17 protein-coding genes are annotated in these 19,569 nt (G+C 43.4%); 6 read left to right on the forward strand and 11 right to left on the reverse strand.

Annotated elements, in window-relative coordinates; genetic code table 11:
• Positions 1–106: 106 nt before the first annotated feature.
• Positions 107–913 (forward strand): flagellar protein MotY, encoded by an 807-nt coding sequence (locus ALT761_RS05740; RefSeq protein WP_049791830.1) that lies wholly within the window; start codon positions 107–109, stop codon positions 911–913.
• A 71-nt stretch (positions 914–984) separates the two neighbouring features.
• Here the strand turns inward: ALT761_RS05740 and glpQ are convergent, their stop codons facing one another.
• Both glpQ and gloA read right to left on the reverse strand, forming a co-directional pair.
• Positions 985–2,007 (reverse strand): glycerophosphodiester phosphodiesterase, encoded by a 1,023-nt coding sequence (gene glpQ, locus ALT761_RS05745; protein WP_129737239.1) that lies wholly within the window; start codon positions 2,005–2,007, stop codon positions 985–987.
• A gap of 51 nt (positions 2,008–2,058) precedes the next feature.
• Positions 2,059–2,445 carry a lactoylglutathione lyase gene (gene gloA, locus ALT761_RS05750; RefSeq protein ID WP_129737241.1) on the reverse strand — a complete coding sequence of 129 codons (387 nt, stop codon included), beginning with the start codon at positions 2,443–2,445 and terminating at the stop codon, positions 2,059–2,061.
• Between the two features lie 552 nt (positions 2,446–2,997).
• Here gloA and cspE point away from each other — a divergent pair.
• The 4 genes from cspE (at position 2,998) to ALT761_RS05770 (ending at position 7,175) form a co-directional block, all read left to right on the forward strand.
• Entirely contained in the window at positions 2,998–3,210 is a 213-nt protein-coding gene (gene cspE, locus ALT761_RS05755; protein ID WP_013784966.1) for a transcription antiterminator/RNA stability regulator CspE, read from the forward strand.
• A gap of 166 nt (positions 3,211–3,376) precedes the next feature.
• A complete protein-coding gene (locus ALT761_RS05760; protein WP_129737243.1) occupies positions 3,377–3,565 on the forward strand; it encodes a hypothetical protein in 189 nt (62 codons plus the stop codon).
• A 185-nt stretch (positions 3,566–3,750) separates the two neighbouring features.
• Positions 3,751–5,463, forward strand: a complete 1,713-nt coding sequence (locus ALT761_RS05765; RefSeq protein WP_129737245.1) for a sensor domain-containing diguanylate cyclase — start codon at positions 3,751–3,753, stop codon at positions 5,461–5,463.
• 515 nt (positions 5,464–5,978) lie between these two features.
• A complete protein-coding gene (locus tag ALT761_RS05770) occupies positions 5,979–7,175 on the forward strand; it encodes an alpha/beta hydrolase-fold protein (RefSeq protein WP_232043542.1) in 1,197 nt (398 codons plus the stop codon).
• A gap of 138 nt (positions 7,176–7,313) precedes the next feature.
• Here ALT761_RS05770 and ALT761_RS05775 read toward each other — a convergent pair whose 3' ends face one another.
• Positions 7,314–8,681 carry a M20/M25/M40 family metallo-hydrolase gene (locus ALT761_RS05775; RefSeq protein WP_442858143.1) on the reverse strand — a complete coding sequence of 456 codons (1,368 nt, stop codon included), beginning with the start codon at positions 8,679–8,681 and terminating at the stop codon, positions 7,314–7,316.
• A 358-nt stretch (positions 8,682–9,039) separates the two neighbouring features.
• Between ALT761_RS05775 and ALT761_RS05780 the strand changes: the two genes are divergently transcribed.
• Entirely contained in the window at positions 9,040–11,118 is a 2,079-nt protein-coding gene (locus ALT761_RS05780) for a S9 family peptidase (protein ID WP_129737249.1), read from the forward strand.
• 126 nt (positions 11,119–11,244) lie between these two features.
• On the opposite strand, the gene ALT761_RS05785 is transcribed toward ALT761_RS05780, so the two are convergent.
• From ALT761_RS05785 to rsxA, 8 genes are all read right to left on the reverse strand, one after another.
• Positions 11,245–12,138, reverse strand: coding sequence for an alpha/beta fold hydrolase (locus ALT761_RS05785; RefSeq protein WP_129737251.1), 894 nt, complete (start codon positions 12,136–12,138; stop codon positions 11,245–11,247).
• A 287-nt stretch (positions 12,139–12,425) separates the two neighbouring features.
• Complete coding sequence (gene nth, locus ALT761_RS05790; RefSeq protein WP_129737253.1) at positions 12,426–13,067, reverse strand: endonuclease III; 642 nt, start codon at positions 13,065–13,067, stop codon at positions 12,426–12,428.
• A 104-nt stretch (positions 13,068–13,171) separates the two neighbouring features.
• Positions 13,172–13,864 (reverse strand): electron transport complex subunit E, encoded by a 693-nt coding sequence (locus ALT761_RS05795; protein ID WP_129737255.1) that lies wholly within the window; start codon positions 13,862–13,864, stop codon positions 13,172–13,174.
• Positions 13,861–14,529 carry an electron transport complex subunit RsxG gene (gene rsxG / locus ALT761_RS05800; protein WP_129737257.1) on the reverse strand — a complete coding sequence of 223 codons (669 nt, stop codon included), beginning with the start codon at positions 14,527–14,529 and terminating at the stop codon, positions 13,861–13,863. The genes ALT761_RS05795 and rsxG overlap by 4 nt, the downstream gene beginning before the upstream one ends.
• A complete protein-coding gene (rsxD, locus tag ALT761_RS05805; protein WP_129737259.1) occupies positions 14,530–15,618 on the reverse strand; it encodes an electron transport complex subunit RsxD in 1,089 nt (362 codons plus the stop codon).
• Entirely contained in the window at positions 15,615–18,215 is a 2,601-nt protein-coding gene (rsxC, locus tag ALT761_RS05810) for an electron transport complex subunit RsxC (RefSeq protein ID WP_129737261.1), read from the reverse strand. Before rsxC ends, rsxD begins: the two co-directional genes overlap by 4 nt.
• 3 nt (positions 18,216–18,218) lie before the next feature.
• Positions 18,219–18,788: an electron transport complex subunit RsxB gene (gene rsxB, locus ALT761_RS05815; RefSeq protein WP_129737263.1), complete on the reverse strand. Its 570-nt coding sequence runs from the start codon at positions 18,786–18,788 to the stop codon at positions 18,219–18,221.
• Complete coding sequence (rsxA, locus tag ALT761_RS05820) at positions 18,788–19,369, reverse strand: electron transport complex subunit RsxA (protein ID WP_013784953.1); 582 nt, start codon at positions 19,367–19,369, stop codon at positions 18,788–18,790. The genes rsxB and rsxA overlap by 1 nt, the downstream gene beginning before the upstream one ends.
• Positions 19,370–19,569: the final 200 nt, after the last annotated feature.

Genomic DNA, 19,569 nt, shown 5'->3' on the forward strand with positions numbered 1-19,569 from the left:
AGCGCCTTTTCGTTAGGTATGGTTTATCAGTTGAGTGGGTATAGTTGTGAAGCGTAAATTCGGTTTACTTATTCCGTTGTTTTTTACTACGGTCGCAAGCGGTGCTATGCGTCAGTATTCGGCTACGGTAGAAACGTCGAACTGGGAAGTGGTTGATGCATCGCGTTTGCAATGTACCTTGAACCACCCTTTACCTGGGTACGGCGATGCCATGTTTACTAGCGTGGCTTCAAAACGGCTTAATATGGAATTCGAGCTTGATATGCACCTATTGCCTAATCGCTTCGATGTGGCTGCTGTCTATTCTGTACCGCCCAAGTGGATGCCGGGTGTGGCGCCTAAAACCATCGCCGATATGACTTTGCGCACGCAATACAATGGCGACCTTCCGCAAGACGCTGCATGGACTATGTTAAGTGAACTTGAGAAAGGCTTCTGGCCTACCATTTATTATCAAGACTGGTACAACGAATACGATAAAGTGAGCGTTGCATTAAACGCCAGTAATTTCTCGATGGTGTATCGAGATTTCGTTAAGTGTGTGTCTAACTTATTGCCTTACAACTTCGACGATATTGCCTATACAGTATTGTCATATCAGAAAAACAGTACGGAATTGACTAAGTATTCGCAAAAGCGCCTCACCATGATTGGGGAATATTTAAAAGAAGATAGCGACTTAGAGTTAGTCTTGCTTGATGGCTATACCGATAGCTATGGCGGGCGATGGAACAACGAACAATTATCTATACGCCGAGCCAATGAAGTAAAAAGTTATTTAACTACCATTGGTGTGCCGGATGACAGAATTCAACTGACAGGGCATGGCGAGAAACGCCATATCGCCAATAATGATACTCGTGAATCGCGGGCACAAAATAGGCGGGTAGTGGTGCGATTATCTAAATCCTAGATAATAGATAAAATACAAAAAAGCGGCTTAAGAGCCGCTTTTTTGTGAAGTGAATAATATATCTATTCTTACTATTTGCCTTGTGCCTCAAGCCAGGCTTTAACTGGCGGCACATGGTCGGTAAATACGCCGTCTACGTTTACCACGTGTTTCAGGGTAGAAAGAAGTTGCTCTGCAGTCATACCTGGCGGTAGAGCATCTTGACGGAACGTGTAGGGATGAATAATGAAACCTTCTGAGTGGGCATACTCAACCCACGGTGCGGGTATCAGTTTACCTGCTTCCATCGCTTTGGGGTCTAGTAATTGGCCTAACCAAGGGCCTAAACCGTCGGCATATTTAGCCACTTCCTTCATGCCAGCTTCACTTTTTATCCAATCGTAGTCTGTGGTCGATTCGCCCCAACTGTTCTCGCCCATTAGCATGACCACTTTGCCCGCATAGTTTAGCTCTGTTCTAATGCGCTTTATTTCGTTGAAGTCGAAACACTGCAAGTAACTGTTAGCGTTTTTATTAGCAAGGTTAAATCGCGTCAGTGACGCAATGACAATCTGGCTTGCATCTACGCCTTGTTCGGTATGCCACGCTGGAGATTTGACTTCCGTATAAACCCCTACATCGGTATTGAACTCTCGATTAAGCTGAGTAATAAGCTCGTAGTGTTCTTCTAAGGTTGCTACGGTAAAGTTCGCGGTATTCCCGGTATAACGCTTTGTAAAAACTTGTTCGCCCTTGCTGTTCGCTCGTTCGTGAACTTGCAGGGTGCGAAGCTCTGCTAACGTGAAGTCTAAAGCGTAAAAGCGACCATCTTCACGTGCACGCTCTGGAAATACTTGTTCAACGTTGGTTACTGTTTCTAGATGTATGTCATGCAGTACCACAGCAATCCCATCTTTAGTAATAACCGCATCTTGCTCAATAAAATCAGGTTTCATGGCAAAAGCAAGCGTGGCAGCTTCCAGTGTATGCTCAGGCAGATAACCGGACGCCCCCCTATGGGCAATAACATCGAAGTCTTTCGCCAATATTATTGGGCTTGCAAAAATTGAGATAGAAAGCGAGAAAGTAAGTAGTGCGTGACGAATTTTTAGCATGGTAGGGCAATATCCTTATTAATAGGGCCGCTGTATTTTTAAAATAGAGATTTATTGTTTTGTTTGAATAAGTTCAATGGCGTAGCCATCTGGGTCGCGAACAAAAGCGATAACAGTGGAGCCACCTTTTACTGGGCCTGGCTTACGGTATACATCACAGCCATTTTGCTCTAGGTTTTCGCAGAACTGGTAGATATCATCGACTTCGATTGCAATGTGCCCGTAAGCCGTACCTTTTTCGTAAGTGTTGTCACCCCAGTTGTAAGTGAGCTCAAGTACAGTAGTGTTAGATTCTTCGCCATAACCCACGAACGCGAGCGTGTATTCATAAGCTTGGTTTTCAGACTTTCTTAATAGTTTCATGCCCATCAAGTTAGTGTAGAAGTGCAAAGACGCATCAAGATCCTCAACACGAAGCATGGTATGTAGCATTCTCATTCGATTCTCCCCGTCCTTCTAAGGACATCATATATATCAGTTTACTATGGGTATGTGAAAGGAATGAGACACTAAAGCCCAAATACAATAGCTGCAAGCACCTATCGGTAAACCGCTAGCAAAAAAGGACAATTAAAAGTTATACATTCCCTTATTGTCTGTTTTAAGGCGACGGCGTTGTTGTCGTAAATAACACGACTATTCTATCCACATACGTATTTGAAATGTCAGTCGTGATTGCGCCGTCAATCGATGGTGCATGCGGGGGAGGGCAAGAGGGTTAAGGTGTGTGGGCGATTGTCATGGAAGTAATACAGTAATATGTTGCTCGATAATAGAAATAAATAGCAATATCGGTAGACTTACCTTACGGAAAGATGTACATTATGCCCGCTTTAGATAATAAAAAGCTTTTTCTACTACTGCCTTGTACCCTTTTATTCTTCAGTTTTATCGAAGTTTTAATAGATATACATTTGCGTTACTAGTAAGTTAAATCTATTGCTATCCGGTGAATTTCACCAATTACTTCAAATATATAAGGTTACAAACATGTCTGATACAGTAAACGGCACAGTTAAATGGTTCAACGAAGATAAAGGTTTTGGTTTTCTTACTCAAGACGGTGGCGGTAAAGACGTATTCGTACATTTCCGTTCAATCGCTTCTGACGGCTTCAAAACTCTTTCTGAAGGCCAAGCGGTTAGCTTCAGTGTAGAACAAGGTCAAAAAGGCCTTCAAGCTGCAAACGTTGTTGTTCTTTAAGTAGAACTTTAAAATACAACGACAAAAGGCTAAGTTTCTACTTAGCCTTTTTTAATTGTGCAGTACTAATATTTTTATTTATTTTTGGTTTGATAAGAACAGAATTTTGAAAGGAATTTTAAAACGAATAAAAAACTAGCAACATTATTATACAAAGAAAAATTATATGTCTCATACTATTAACGGCGCTTCGCTCCGTACACTTCCCCCTATTTCGACAATCTCAGTAAATAACTTCAATGTAGTTTTTACCGACACAGAATGTCAAAAGTCAGTTCAATTTCACAACAACAAAGATACCAAAGTATTTTTACGTTGGTTGCTGAATACCACGGTTGAGAGTATCTACGCTTAGCCAAATAGCTAAGTGAAGCGAAGTCAAAATTGCCTTAAGATCAACCGCGTTGCTATTGCCTAGTAGAGTATTGCGTAAATAAAATAAACAAACGTTTATTGTTATATACTAAGTATGCAGGTTTCTGCTAGGAGCTGGATAGCCAACGGTCATGTTGCTCTTTAACCTGCAGAGAAGGTCTGACTTTGCTTTCCTATATTCATATTAGCGTATTATATTTTTTCCTTTTGCTGGTGGCAGCCCCTGTATTCGGTAAGCAGGCTGTTGTATTAGTAGATGGGAAAAGTACTGTCGTTGATGCTAATTTGTGGCATCAACTAGATGAAACTGTTGATGCATCAACAGACGAATCATTAAGTGCTCTGAAGAGCATTGAAGAGGTTTTCGAAAATGCCTCTTATGAAGACCTCTCTTATGAAAAGCCCTTTTTCGAAAAAGCACCGGTGATGCCAACCTTAGGTGGAACATCAGGACGTTACTTTACTAACGTTACTTTCGATATTGCACGACAAGGGCAGTATTTTGTCATAGTAAATGCAAACTTTATCGATGTTGGCCTAGCTTCATATACTACGAGCAATCAGCCGGCCCCTAGGTTGCAAGTATTCTCTCAGTCAGATGATGATGCCACGCCGCCTTTGCTTCACTTTCAAGCCATTTCCCTGCATACGGCTACTGACGACGAGCGTGTGGAATTATGGTTAGTGATCGGCGCCAAACAATTTCCTACACCTGTTTCTGTCTCCATCTTAGATGAAGAGCACTTCTATCGATTTCAAAAAGTAAACAACGGTATTTCATTGGCGGGTATTACAGCAATGCTTATTTTGGCATTACTCGCCATGCTTATTTACACAGGAACGAGAAAGCGGGTGGCCATAACCTGTGCAGGCTACTTAGGCTTTCATGGTGTTGGGTGGGCGGCAGCCTCAGGCATGTTAAGTGATATTGCCACGCTTTCGGTTAACTCTAGCTACTGGGGAATGTTACTTTTTCCTTTTGCCATAGCATGCGCAGCCCAATTTGTGTCTGATTTATTTGAATGTAAAACTGAGCACAAAAAACTGTTTAAATTTTTGAATGGATTGGGCGTGGTAAGCTTGGTACTAGGGATATCCATGTGGTTTATGCCATTCACCTTTGCGTATTTGTTATCTCATCTTCTGGCTATGCTGTGGATAGTCACCACCATTGCCGTGGGTGTGGGGATGATTAAACAGCACGATTTCCGTGCCAAGTATTTTTTAGCCGGCAACCTGCTTTATAGTCTGTCGCTTGGTTACTATATTGCCGCCCACAGCCAATATTTTGGAGAATTACCATACCCTGAATCTATCGTCATATTTGCGTTGTCGTTAGACTGTTTATGCATTTTGTTGTGTTTAACTGAATGGTTTAAATTAAAGCAGAAAGAGTTCAATCGAAACCAATACATGTCACGGATTGATTCGATGACGCAACTAGGAAACAGATTCTCCTTGTCTGAGTGTGTTCAGCAATTGGCTGATTATTACGTTGTTGTTTACATCGATTTGGATGGGTTGAAGAGAATTAACGATGAACACGGCCACGATGAGGGCGACAAACTGATTATTAAAACAGCGAGTCTGTTACAACAATCATTTTATGCATTAGGAGATGTCTTCCGTTCTGGAGGCGATGAGTTTGTAGGCGTTCTACAAGCTTCTTCGGCCATGGATACGCAAGATGTTGCTGAAAAAGCATTGGCACTTATGTCTGAGGTGTCTAATGATCTTGGTAAGCAGTGGAGTGATGCGGGCGTTAGCTTTGGTATTGCAACAAGCCTTGAAACTAAGATGCCAGCAGAATGTATATCGTTGGCGGATAAACGTATGTATCAACACAAAGCTAAATCGAAGCATCCGCGCTCTGGCTAGGCGCTCATTGAAAATGCGGTGTGTGGAGCGTTAAATAAGGGCTCGGTGAAAAAGCTTAACCTTTGTAAATAATATGACTTCGCTTATGGTTTCAGTGCCAGCTATTTAAAGCGCCGAGCGTGAGGAGGCAAGCTTTATAGTATTAGGCTTTAAACAGATACGATTACGCATTTCACCATCACAGTGTACCTCATCAAGGTTTCTTTGAAGCTTTACGGTGCTGCTTAGCGTAAAAAAAAGCGGCTATCATCAAGGACAAGGGCAGTAAAAAGATTAATTCAGGTATCATGCTTAACACTCACTGTTTTGTTCACTTAATAGATAGATTAATGATTAATCATTTATTTGCAAGCGGCTCAAGCGTCTAGCCCGCTCAAATGAAAAGTCGCTCGCCTGGGGAGATCAGCTCTCATTTCTGTCTTCTTTTTCCGCATCCTTGTTCACCCCCTTAGATTTTGTGTTAACGTACTTGAATAGCGTAAATTTTGATAACGCACTAAAAGGACTTAACTTTCATGGCGCTGCAACGAATACAGATTTTATGTTTGTTTCTACTATCGGTAAGCCCAATTACCTATGCTCAAGTTACTTCTGTAGAAGGTGAATTAGATAATCCCAGTTACACCCTAATTACCGAAAAGCTAACCTCGGAGGTTTTATCAGAAGAGCGCACTGTGGTTGTTCAGCTACCTAAAAGTTATGCTAAAAACCCTGATAAAAAATACCCTATTATCTATCGCCTTGATGGTGCTACCACACTCGTCATGCTAAACGCAGTGCTAGAGAGTTTACAATCTCAGCGGGCGGCGCCAGACGTTATTGTAGTGGCAATCGAGAACACTGACCGTCTACGTGATTTGTACCCTAACGTAAATCGAGACCCCAATGGCCCTGTCGGTTATGGCGGCGGTGGTGCTAAGTTTTTACAGTTCATCACGTCAGAGCTGATGCCGATGGTGGAAAGTAAGTATCGGGTGCATGATTTTCGCATTATTGCGGGGGCTTCTGCTGCCGGCGCCTTCTCCTTGTACGCAATGCAGCAAGCGCCTGAATTGTTCAATGCCGCCTTAACTTACAGTGCTGCAGTATGGTGGGCTAATGGGGCAACAGCCGAAACTACGGTGGAATTCTTAAAGAATAACAAAAAGCTCGATCATTACCTTTATACAGCTATTGGCAACGAAGGTGCTCCCATGCGCTCTTATTACGATGCGATGATTTCCGATATTCGTAAAAATAAGCCTAAAGGGCTGCGCTGGCAAAACGATGTGTTTAGTGATGTTCCTCATAACCTTGTCACTAATGCCGCAAGCTTTAAAGCTTACTATAGTTTGTTTTACTCAGAATATATGCGCCCGAAAGACTATGATGGTGATTTGAGTTCGATTGAAAAATACTACGAAGCAGTATCACAGCAGCGAGGTGAGAAAATTGAAGCTGCAGAATGGGTTATACGAGATTTAGGTTATCACTTCGTGACACAACAAAATTTCGATGAAGCCTTTAAACTATTTAAGTACGGTATTGAACGCTATCCCAAAACGCCTGATGCATACAATGGTCTCGCCTATGGCTACGAGCAGTCAGGTCAGTTTGAAAACGCCCTGGAGCAGGTGAATAAGGCATTAGCGTTAGCTTCATCGGATTACGATGGTTACGACGTTTACGTAAGTAGACGAGAAAGGTTACTGAAAAAGCTTGATGAAAGCTAAAAGTTCGAGCTTCAGACTCACGCGTTAAACGTTGAGCTTCGCTTGATTAGTAAGACTCATTTTTTTATTCTTTTTAATAGAAAGCGAAAGGAGACAGCGGGCAGGAGTGTTCACAATGACCCACCCGCTGAGGCCTTCTTAAGGCTTTAACTCCGCATCTGAATCTGCAATTAAATAAATACTTGCTGCATAAGCCGCAATATTCTGTGCTAGTTCATTTGGGTCAATCTTATCAAGGGTATCATCTGGCGTATGATGCAAATCGAAGTAATCCCGTCCATTTTGGTTTAATCGAATGGTGGGAACCCCTTTTTTTGCCAATGGAATAATATCAGGGCCACCGCCAGGTACATCTGTCCCTCCTCTAACTATGCCAAGAGGCGATAAAATTTTACCAACTTCATCCATCAACAATGTGGCTTCTGGATTGACGTTTGATACCAATTGCCAAATGGTTTGCGCACCAAAGTCAGACTCGGTTGCCAAAACATGGTTTTTTAAGTTTGCATCATGTTGTTTAGCATAGGCAAATGCCCCAAGTAGACCTACTTCTTCTGCACCAAACATCACCACACGAATAGTGCGCTTGGGGCGAGTTGGTAAGTTAGCAATTAAAGCGGCAGCTGCGGTTGTGATGGCAATGCCTGCTCCATCGTCAACTGCGCCAGTACCTAAATCCCAGCTGTCTAAATGGCCTCCAATAAGCACGATTTCTTCAGGCTTTTCACTTCCCACTAAATCGAGAATAACGTTCCCACTTTTTACGTCGCCTTTCCACTTTGATTCTGAGTGTAATGAAATACTCATAGGCTTGCTTAAATTATGTAAGCGGCGAAGATGGTCAGCGTCTGGGTTTGAGATGGCGATAACGGGAATACTTGCCCATTTATCGTCATCACTACTCATCATTCCAGAGTGCGGAAAGCGATGTGAGTCTGAGCCAACAGAGCGAACAACCAACGCGCTAGCGCCTGCGCGCTGTGCATGTTGCCAACCAATTCTACGACGTTGATTAGCTTGGCCGTAGCCCGCGCCCGTTTGGCTTTTAACCATCTTGTCGCCATCGACAAAAGCAACCTTTCCACTCAGACTTCCATCCTTAACATTTGATAACGCGTGAATATCTCTAAAATATATTACATCGGCATCAATACTTTCTTTTGATGGTGCACCACCACCTAAAGCGGTACCGTATAAATCTTGTTGATAAGGCGAGGTTAGCGATATATGTAAATGACCTCTATCCCAAAATGGCATAGTAAACGGCTCAATACGAACTTCATCGAAGCCTAAACGTTCGCCCAGTTTTACGCCCCAGTCTCTGGCACGGCCTTCCGCTTCAGAACCGCCCAATCGAGGGCCTATTTCTGTTGTCAGCGATGTCACGATTTCCATGCCTAAGTCACTTTCAAGGGCAGTGTCTATAAGGTCGTTAGCAGTTTGTTTTTGTTCGTTTGTAACTACGTTAGAAGCTGCCAGTATCGGATAGCTAAAAAAAACTACCATAGCGCTTAAAGTGAGACGTTTAAGTTGATGCATGTGTTCTCCATTGAGACTGTTAGTGGGCATACACCCAAAAATTGATTTTTATCATTTAAGCACTTTTTTCTATTTGGCTATTATTTTGCTATGGCTTTGGTCATGAAACAATGAGTGCGGTTGCTCGCGTAGATGATGTTACCGTTTGCAGCCATAGTCGCTTTGCAAAAAGAAGAAACCCCTGAGCGCAACCAGAATATGAAATTCAACCTACAAATACTACTTTTTACATCAAATGTAAGGTATTTCTCCCCTCAAATAAGCTATGTTAAATCTTCGGTAATCATTTTACTTAGCGATGTAAAACAATAAGAGCACACGTGCCATGAATAAAAAAAATTTAACTAAGTCGGCTTTAACATTGGTAATAAGTACATTATTTACCACTCATTCAGCGTTTGCTGACGGGTCGGCAAGTAGTACTTTGTCGCTAAATGACGTATTTAATCTAGAGTACGCTGCTAACCCAGTAGTCACGCCAGATGGTAAACATGTTGTTTACGAGCGCCGCAGCATGGATATCATGTCGGATTCAATGAGGCGCAATCTTTGGTCAATAGCCTTAGATGGTAGTGCTCATTTACCTATCCTTTCTGACAGTAAAAATCACTTTAGCCCTGTGTTTTCACCTGATGGCGCTAAAATGGCATACCTTTCAAGTAAAGAAGGGAAGGTGCAAGTTTATTTAAAAGATTTAGCATCAAGCAGCACAACACGTGTAACCGATGTTGCAATGCGTCCTAGCAGCATGAGTTTTTCACCAGACGGTAAATATCTAGCTTTTGCTATGTTCACACCCACTAAAGCCAAACCGTTATTTAATTTAGATTTTAAGCCTAAAGGGGCAAAGTGGGCTGAAAATCCTCAGTATATTGACCAAACCAATTTCCAACGAGACGGCATGGGAATGAAACGCCCCGGCAACATGCAAGTGTATGTTGTGCCAACCATTGGCGGTACACCAAGACAAATTACATCTGGTGATCACGATCACGCAGGTACTATTGCATGGTCTGAAAATGGTCAACAGATCATTATCTCTGCAAACACCAGCGACGAAGCTGATTTCGATATGCTTAATAGCGATCTCTTTAGCATTGATATAAACACATCAGAAGTAACTAGATTAACCGATATGAGTGGCCCTGAACGAAGCCCTCATTTAAGCCCTAACGGTAAGAAAATTGCCTTTGTTGGTAATGAAGATAATGGCAAGTCAAATCAGCTAAGCCAGCTATACGTAATGAATCCAGATGGCACGAACATTACAAACCTAACAAGCAAGTTAGACCGTTCAGTCGGTGCCATTAAATGGGCAGATAACGGTAAGGGTTTATATTTTAGTTATGACGATATGGGCAAGAAAAATGTGGCCTATGTCAGTTTGTCAGGTGAAATATCTACAAAAACGAGTAGCTTAGGTGGCACTAGCTTAGGTAGGCCGTACACATCGGGCGATTATGATGTTACTGCTAAAGGCAGTGTGGTTTATACCGCGTCGCTAGGAAATCGCCCCGCTGACCTTGCGATAGTGACCAGTAAGGGAAAAGTTAAACAACTGACTGACTTAAATGGGGATGTGTTCGATCATAAAACAGTGAATAAGCCAGAATTGATGGCGCTAAAAAGCAGTGTAGATAATAGAGATTTACAGGCTTGGATAGTCGTCCCTCCAAATTTTGATCCTGCAAAAAAATACCCATTAATTTTAGAGATACACGGCGGCCCGCATACCGCGTATGGCCCAAGCTTTTCAACAGAAATACAGTTAATGGCAGCTGCTGGCTATGTGGTTTTATATGGCAACCCACGAGGCTCAACGTCTCAGGGTGAAGAGTTTGCTAATTTAATCGATAAAAATTATCCATCACAAGATTATGACGATCTTATGGATATGGTGGATGCAGCTATTGCCAAAGGTTATGTGGATGAGACGAACTTGTTTGTTACGGGAGGTTCTGGCGGCGGGACGCTGACCTCTTGGATCATCGGAAAGACTGATCGATTTAAAGCCTCAGTAGTGGCGAAACCTGTCATAAACTGGACAAGCATGATTGGCACCTCTGATATCTATGCTTATATGAGCAAGTATTGGTTTTCAGACTTACCTTGGAACGATTACGAGCAATATTGGAGCCGTTCGCCGTTATCATTAGTTGGGAATGTAACAACGCCAACCATGGTACTTACTGGTGAATTAGATGTACGTACGCCAATGTCTGAAAGCGAACAGTACTACGGGGCATTACGTCTACAAGGTGTTGATAGTGCACTGGTGCGTATTCAAGGGGCTTATCATGGTATCGCTGCCAAGCCTTCGAACCTTGCACGTAAAGTTGGCTACATTTTAGCGTGGTTTGATAAGTACAAAGACGACAAAAAGAGTGAAAAGAAAGAAGATTAGAAGTTAGTTTTATTAAAATATAGAAATGAAAACTTAGCCCTATTTACTGCTTGAGTAATAGGGCTTTTTACTTTTTTAACTTACTAAAACGGGTGTTCCAGATAACCCACTTCTAACAAACCCGTTTTATTGCTTATTTAGAAATTCCAAAATATCTTTAGACACACGCTTCACATCTTCAACCATGGGCATGTGACCAAGGTCTTCATAAATATGTGTGTTTGTATTAAGCATCATTTTCCAGTGAATGAAATCGTCTACGGGTAGCAGTTTATCGTTAAGCCCCCATATCAGCATTGACTGAGAGTAATCGAATTGATAATTACGAGAATAAAAATCGCGTAAGTTGAAAAATTGAGTAAACATGTGCGTGTATTGCTTACGCTTATTAATAAATTCCCATGCCAGTGCCCGTAAAATAAACCTTGGCACAAATGGCGGTTTTGCCATGATTAAATCGTAAAAATTAAAAAAGTCCTGCTCATTATTGTGTTCAAAAGGGTTTATATTGTTATCTATCATGTTTTGCGCGAACGGTGATTTAGCGCCCGCTGGGTCAATTAATACCGCTTTATCAATACGTTCAGGCATTTCATCGAATAGTTTAGCAGCCATCATTCCGCCCATAGAATTACCCACTATGCTAAAACGCGTAATGTTCAGTTGCTTTAATAGCGCCAATAACATTCGGCATTGGCTAGGTACAGAATAATCATCAGTGGGGCTGTAAGCCGTTTGGCCATGGCCTTTAAGGTCGGGAATAATTAGATGATATTGAGAAGAGAACCTTTTAGCAAAGCGATTCCACACATACTTATCAGCACTGAATCCATGTAAAAGCACCAGCACCGGCTTATCATTAGAAAAGTGTTTCGTGTTGCTATGATAAAACACGTCTAGCCCATCAATAGAACGACTTTCACAATGCAATCTAGCAAGTTTTGCTTCTACTTGATTAATAAAATCAAAAATTAATCGACTAATTAATATACGTCGCCGCTTAGTCGATAAAATAATCATCAATCCTACAATGACAGCAGTAATCAATAAAAAGATGATAAATAATTCCTAATAATTTATATATTTGCTTACAACGATGTGCAGACTTTTGCTTTTAGATGGGAGTTTAATCGGAATCTAAGGCGTTGACTAGTAACGCTATTCGGACGGAAGGTTTTCGACCCGGCGGGCAGCATTGTGATAGACGTTTTTGGCAGGTAACTTATTGCAATATCTCAGCTAGCTCACTACTCAATCTCAGCTACTCTTAGTTAGCTGTCGCTAGCAGGTTAAGCCCCTTGTTTAAGCTACTCAGCATATTCAGTTTTATCCTTAAACTCACACAAGTCTTCAATAATACAACTGCCACAGCGTGGCTTGCGGGCGATGCAGGTGTAGCGCCCATGCAGAATAAGCCAGTGGTGCACATCGACTTTAAATTCAGCGGGTACCACTTTCAGCAACTTTTCTTCAACTTTCTCAACGGTTTTACCCATAGCCAATTTAGTGCGGTTGCTTACGCGATAAATATGCGTGTCTACAGCGATGGTAGGCCAGCCAAACGCAGTATTAAGAACTACGTTAGCCGTTTTACGGCCAACGCCAGGCAGAGCTTCTAGGGCTTCTCGGCTCTCGGGTACTTCACCATCGTACTTTTCAACCAAGATTTCACTAAGGCGATGCACATTTTTGGCTTTTGAGTTAAACAAGCCGATGGTTTTTATATATTCTTTTAACCCGTCTTCACCAAGAGCAGCAATCGCATGGGCTGTATTGGCAACGGGAAAAAGTTTGTCCGTGGCTTTGTTTACGCCAACATCGGTAGATTGCGCCGATAAAGTGACCGCGACCAAAAGCTCAAAGGGCGTGGAGAAATTAAGCTCAGTGGTAGGGTGGGGGTTATCGTCCCGAAGTCGGGTTAAGATTTCACGTCTTTTTGTGTTATTCATTTTTATTTAGCTCGTTCTTTTTCCACTCGGGCTTGTCCATTCAGGCTTAGCTATTCAGGCGTAACCATATTCTCTGCAACTAGCCGCTAGCCACTTAGATTTCGTTATGCGTCGGCGGTAACACGTGCGCGAGTGGCTTTTTCTTTTACCGTAGTCTCGCGGGCTGCTATTAGAGCATCAATCATATTCTTAAAAGCAATTAAAAGTCCCATGCCTAAAAACGCACCGGGAGGCAATATTGCCAGCAAGAAAGGAGAATCGGTTTCAAATAAGGTGAGTGTCCAATTACTCGCAATGCTTCCAAAGAGTCTGTCGGCACCCACGAACAAGGTTCCATTCCCTAAAATTTCGCGCATACCACCAAGCACTATAAGTACGAAGGTGAATCCTAAACCCATCACTAGGCCATCATACGCTGATGCGCCCGCACTGTTTTTAGAGGCAAAGGCTTCTGCTCTACCGATGATGGCGCAGTTAGTAACAATCAATGGAATGAATATGCCCAGCGCAAGGTATAACTCGTAGGTAAAGGCGTTCATTAAAAGCTGCACTATGGTAACAAAGGCGGCAATAATCATAACAAATACAGGAATACGTATTTCGTTTCGAACAATATTACGTACCAATGAAACGGTAACGTTACTGCCAATCAATACTAGCGTGGTAGCTAAGCCTAACCCTAGTCCATTTATAAAGGTGGCGGTAACCGCTAGCAATGGGCATAGGCCGAGAAGTTGAACTAGCGCAGGGTTGTTTTTCCAAATACCTTGGAGGGTAAGGTCGCGATAATCTGTCATTCGCTTAACACCTCATTGGTTGGTAATACGTCATTTTCAATACCGCACATATTAGGAGCGGAAAATAAAGTTTGCTGGTTATCTTGAACGTAAAGCAGAGCATTTTTAACCGCGCTCACCACCGCTCGCGGCGTTATTGTGGCGCCAGTGAATTGATCGAACTCGCCGCCGTCTTTCTTCACTTGCCATACAGGCAAGGCACTTACCGAGAAGTGTTTTCCGGTGAATGACGTTATCCAGTCGCTGATGGCCAATTCAATTTTATCACCCAGCCCTGGGGTTTCTTTGTGTTCCAACACGCGAACACCAAGCACATTCATTTGCGTATCTACCCCAATGACTAGCGCAATATCGCCGCTGTAACCATCTGGAGCGGTTGCTTCAATGGCTAGAGCTACCGGTTCGCCGTTTATCCGTGCCCGATAAACCGTATGAGGTTCTTGGGTGCCTAAATTGGAGCTTACCACCGCCGTGCAATCAGCATAAAGCTCATTGTCATGTAACTCATGCGGCACCACTTCATTTAATATACTAAGCAATTTTTGCTTTTGTTGCTGTGCAATACGTTCGGCTGTACCGTTATAGGTGAGGGCGATGAGCGCAGTACCAATTATCGCAAACGCGCTTAGCATCAAACCATTTTTTACTAGCGTCTCTTTTACCATTTACTCTACTCGCCTTGCTTTCTTAGTAACCTGATGCCCGTATGTACGGGGGCGGGTATAGTAATCAATCAGCGGCACGACCATATTCATAATAATGACTGCAAAAGCAATGGCGTCTGGGTAACCGCCAAAAACTCGAATAATAACCACCCAAAATCCAATGGCTGCGCCATAAATTATGCGCCCTTTTGGTGTGGTTGACGCAGATACCGGGTCGGTGGCAATAAAGAATGCGCCTACCATCACAGCACCGTTAATAAGATGGAACAGCGGCGATGCATAATGGTCGGCATCAATCATATAAAGCAATAGTGCAAAAACCGCCACTGACGCCAACATGCTGCCTGGAATATGCCAGCTAATCACCCTTAACTTCACAAGCCACAGGCCGCCAAGTAAATAACTTAAGCTTACCCACCCCCAACCTGCACCAGCAGATTGAAATAGCCCCGTGGAAAAAATAGGTCTGAGCAATGACTCTGAGTACGTAATACCCAAGGTTAAGTCAGTTTTCAGGGTGTCGAGCGGTGTGGCCATTGTCACCCCGTCTGCCACAGTCCGCAGCTGTGTGACATCGTAACCTGTGGTAGAAAAGTCGGTAAAAATAAGTGCCGCAGAGTCTAAAAAGCTAGGTGTTAAGCTAGCTAGGTGCTGCGGTGGTAACCATAAACTCATGGCGGCCGGGAATGAAATTAACAGTACTACATAGCCAATCATCGCTGGATTAAAAATGTTAAACCCTAAGCCACCGTATACTTGTTTGGCGACGGCAATGGCGAAAAATACGCCTGTAATCGTCATCCACCAAGGCAGTGTAGGCGGAATGCTAATAGCAATTAGCAGGCCGGTTAGTATGGCAGAGTAGTCGGTTAACGTACGCTCAATAGGGCGTTTACGTAACCAGAGGATAACCCCTTCAAAAACGAGGGCGCTGGCAACTGCTAAAAAGGCTTGAATGAGTGTACCCCATCCAAAAAATACGGTTTGAGCAATAATACCAGGCACCATGGCATAAATGACCAAGCGCATGACCTGGCCAGTATCGCGCTTCACTCTTTGATAGGGAGAACTCGATAAGGTTAATTTCATGATTGTTTGTTCTCACTTTCTGCCGCTGCTTTTTTTGCTTTAGCCTTAGCGACGGCCGCTGCAATACGGCGTTTTTTCTCAAGAGCAGGATCGTTTGCTTCTTCTGATGATACTGACTGTGGAGCGGTTTGCTCGGCCTCCTGAGTAGGCGCAGATAGCTCCGTGCTCACGGATACCTTTACCTGCTCAGGCTCAACATCTTGACTAGCAGTGCCTGCATCGTCAGTTTGCGTTTTCTGAATTTCAGCTAAACGTTTTTTCGCTTTAGCTTTTGCTACCGCCGCAGCTATTCTGGCTTTTTTATCATCCGCGGTGTTCGTGGTTTCGTTGTTTGGCGCTTTTTCGACGTTGTCAGCACTACTGTTTGGCCTTTCAAGAGGCTTTTCGTGCTCTGTATCAATACGGCTAGTTTTGGCTTCAACAGTAGCCTCAGCATCATCTGAGGCTGTTTTAGGCGTTTTTAAATCGCCACTGTTCTGCTGTTTTTGTAATTCTGCTTTTTTAGCTTTTGCTTTAGCTATTGCTGCGGCTACTCGGGCTTTTTTCTCATCTTGCAGTTGCGCTGATGAAGCGGAGTTAGAAGCTTCTTCTTTTGCCTGACTTTGTGGTAAATCGCCTCCAATTACTTCAGCGCTGCTTTCGTCTTGTTGTTGGCGTGCTGCTTTTTTTGCTTTTGCTCGCGCGATGGCGGCGGCAACTTGTGCTTTCTTATCGTCGGCAGCCGTGCTTACATTTTCATTTTGGTTTTCAACTTGGCTTTCAGTCGCTTGTTGATCTGTCTGCGCCGCAGATTGAGATTCAGAAAAAACTTCATCAGCTTCAGGTGCTTCAGGCGCCGATTCTTTAAGCTTCTGGGCTTTTTTAGCTTTAGCGCGTGCTATGGCGGCGGCAACTTGCGCTTTTTTATAATCAGCGGATGAGCTTGCGCTAGTACTTGTGCTAGTTGTGGCTGCAGGTTTTACGTCAGCTACGCTTGTTTCGTCAGAGTTAGCGCTTTGAAGGGCTGCTTTTTTCGCTTTGGCTCTGGCTAATGCAGCTGCGACTTTGTCTTTAGAACTATTTTGTTCTGTAGAAGGAGTAGGCGATGCAGACTTGCTATCGGAATTATTCTTTGCAGCAAGTCGTGCTTCTTTAGCGCGGCGGTGTTTGGCTTCACGCTCTTCTTTTTCCCGTTCTAGACGCTCGTTTCGCGCTTCAAAACGTTGTTTCGCTTTTTCTGCTTTGTTCTTTTCGTCTCGTTGCAATCGTATTTCAGATTTAGCTTGGCGGTAATAATGAACCAAAGGTATTTCACTGGGGCATACATACGCACAAGCGCCACATTCGATACAGTCGAAAAGGTCATAGTCTTCAGCTTTGTCGTATTCTTTTGCTTTGGCGTGCCAAAACATTTGTTGTGGTAGTAAAGAAACAGGACATGCGTCAGCACACGCACTACAACGAATACATGGGCGTTCGGCGTTATCGTCTACCAGTTCTTTTTTGCTGGGTACTAATAAACAGTTAGTGGTTTTTACCACAGGTATGGTGGCATCCGCCAAGGCAAAGCCCATCATAGGGCCGCCCATAATCACTTTAGGCGACGTTTGCTTTTTAGCTTGGTAGCTGGCTTCGTTCAGCAAGTGCTTTACTGGTGTGCCAAGTAAAGCTCGAAAATTAGCAGGCTTAGCTACGGCATCGCCGGTTACCGTGACAATACGTTCAATAAGTGGCTTACCGTGTAAAATAGCATCGGCAATGGCAAAACAGGTCCCCACGTTAAACATCATTACGCCAATGTCTGCCGGAAGACCGTTACGGGGCACTTCGCGGCCCGTGATAACTTGAATTAATTGTTTCTCACCACCAGCAGGGTATTTCGTTTCAATGGGGACTACCCGATACGCGTCCTTGTCTTGGCAGGCTATATTAAGTGCTTGAATGGCTTCAGGCTTGTTATCTTCAATGGCAATAACAATCGCTTTAGGCTCAATTATATGCGTTAAAACATCTAAGCCTTGGCGAATCTGCCACGCGTGTTCACGCATAAGGCGGTCATCTGCGGTGATGTAAGGTTCGCACTCCACGCCATTTAGCACTAAAAACTCAACGGGTTTACTCGTTGCCGTTTTAATATGGGTAGGAAACCCTGCGCCACCCATGCCAGAAATACCGGCTTGGCAAATGGCATCTACAATCGTATTTTTATCTACCGCGGTATAGTCAGCTAACGGTGTAAGCTCGCCCCAGGTATCTTTACCATCGGGTTTAATGCTAACGCACATTTCTGTAAGGCCACTAGGATGGGCTACCACGTGAGGTGCTATAGCAACAATGTGTCCCGAGGTTGGCGCATGAACTGGCACAGCATAAGGTGTTGTAGCATCGGATAGCGCTTGGCCTTTGTAAACATAGTCACCTACGCTTACGCAGCAAATGCCTTCTGAACCCACATGTTGACGTATAGGCAATGTAAGCAGGTCTGGCATTGATGGCTGCACAATAGCGGCTTTATTTGACAGCCGCTTTTTGTCATCAGGGTGCACGCCGCCCGGGAAAGAAAATAGTTTTCCTGAATTTAGGCGTTCAATAATGTTTTCAAAATCTGGGTAGTTCAACGCTTACGACACCATTTTAATTGGAATGTCACCTTTAGGTGATGAGGAAAAATCCCACTTCCATGTTGCTGTGGTTGGTGTAACAGGCACCATATCGATACAGTCTACGGGGCAGGGATCTACACATAAATCGCAGCCCGTACATTCTTCAACAATTACCGTATGCATATGCTTTGCAGCACCTAATATGGCGTCAACGGGGCATGCTTGAATACACTTGGTACACCCAATACATTCGTCTTCTCGAATGAAGGCAACCTTTTTCGTATCTTCTTCGCCGTGAGCCGCATCTAAAGGTTTTGGCTCCACCCCCATTAAATCGGCAAGCTTTTTTATTGTCGACTCACCACCAGGGGGACATTTGTTAATTTCATCACCATTAGCAATGGCTTCTGCATAGGGTTTACAACCAGGGTAGCCACATTGGCCACATTGAGTTTGGGGCAATATTTCATCAATTTGATCGACCAGTGGGTCGCCTTCCACTTTAAACCGAATACTGGCGTAACCTAGAATTAGACCGAAAAGAAGTGCAAGCGCGCCTAAAGCGACGATGGCGTATGTCATGGTCATTACACTTTCACCAAACCGCTGAAGCCCATAAACGCCAATGACATAAGGCCCGCTGTTATCATTGCAATAGATGCTCCCTTAAATGAAACAGGCACATCAGCAGCCGCTAAACGTTCTCGCATGGCCGCAAATAGAACAAGTACTAAGGAAAACCCAACAGCCGCACCAAAGCCATAAATAAGGCTTTCCATAAAGTTATGCTGCTCGGTAAGGTTCAGTAACGCAACACCAAGCACAGCGCAATTGGTGGTAATGAGAGGGAGGAAAATACCTAATAAGCGGTAAAGGGTAGGGCTGGTTTTATGCACTACCATCTCCGTGAACTGAACCACAACAGCAATCACAAGAATAAACGCTAATGTTCGTAAGTAACCAATACCTAAGGGCGCAAGTAGGTAAGTCTCTACCAAGTAGCTTGTGGCCGACGCTAGTGTTAATACAAACGTGGTGGCCATAGACATACCCATGGCGGTTTCGAGTTTGCTCGACACACCCATAAAAGGGCATAAGCCAAGAAACTTCACCAGCACGAAGTTATTAACTAATACGGTACCAATTAATAGTAATAAAAATTCAGTCATGAAAATCGCAATTCCTACGAGGAATTAGTTGAGTCTTGGCTTAATGGCCGTACTCGAAATTGAAACAGGAATAATTTGTCTATTATCGCTTTTTAGGCGCAGATTAACAACTTGATTGAATTAGGGTTATTTAATGAATATATAAGCTGTATTAGGAAGAAAAAAACGTATGAAATAATAAAAGGAGGATAAAGCGGTAA

Origin of the sequence: Alteromonas sp. 76-1 (assembly GCF_900654235.1) — a bacterium.
Lineage (GTDB): Bacteria > Pseudomonadota > Gammaproteobacteria > Enterobacterales > Alteromonadaceae > Alteromonas > Alteromonas naphthalenivorans.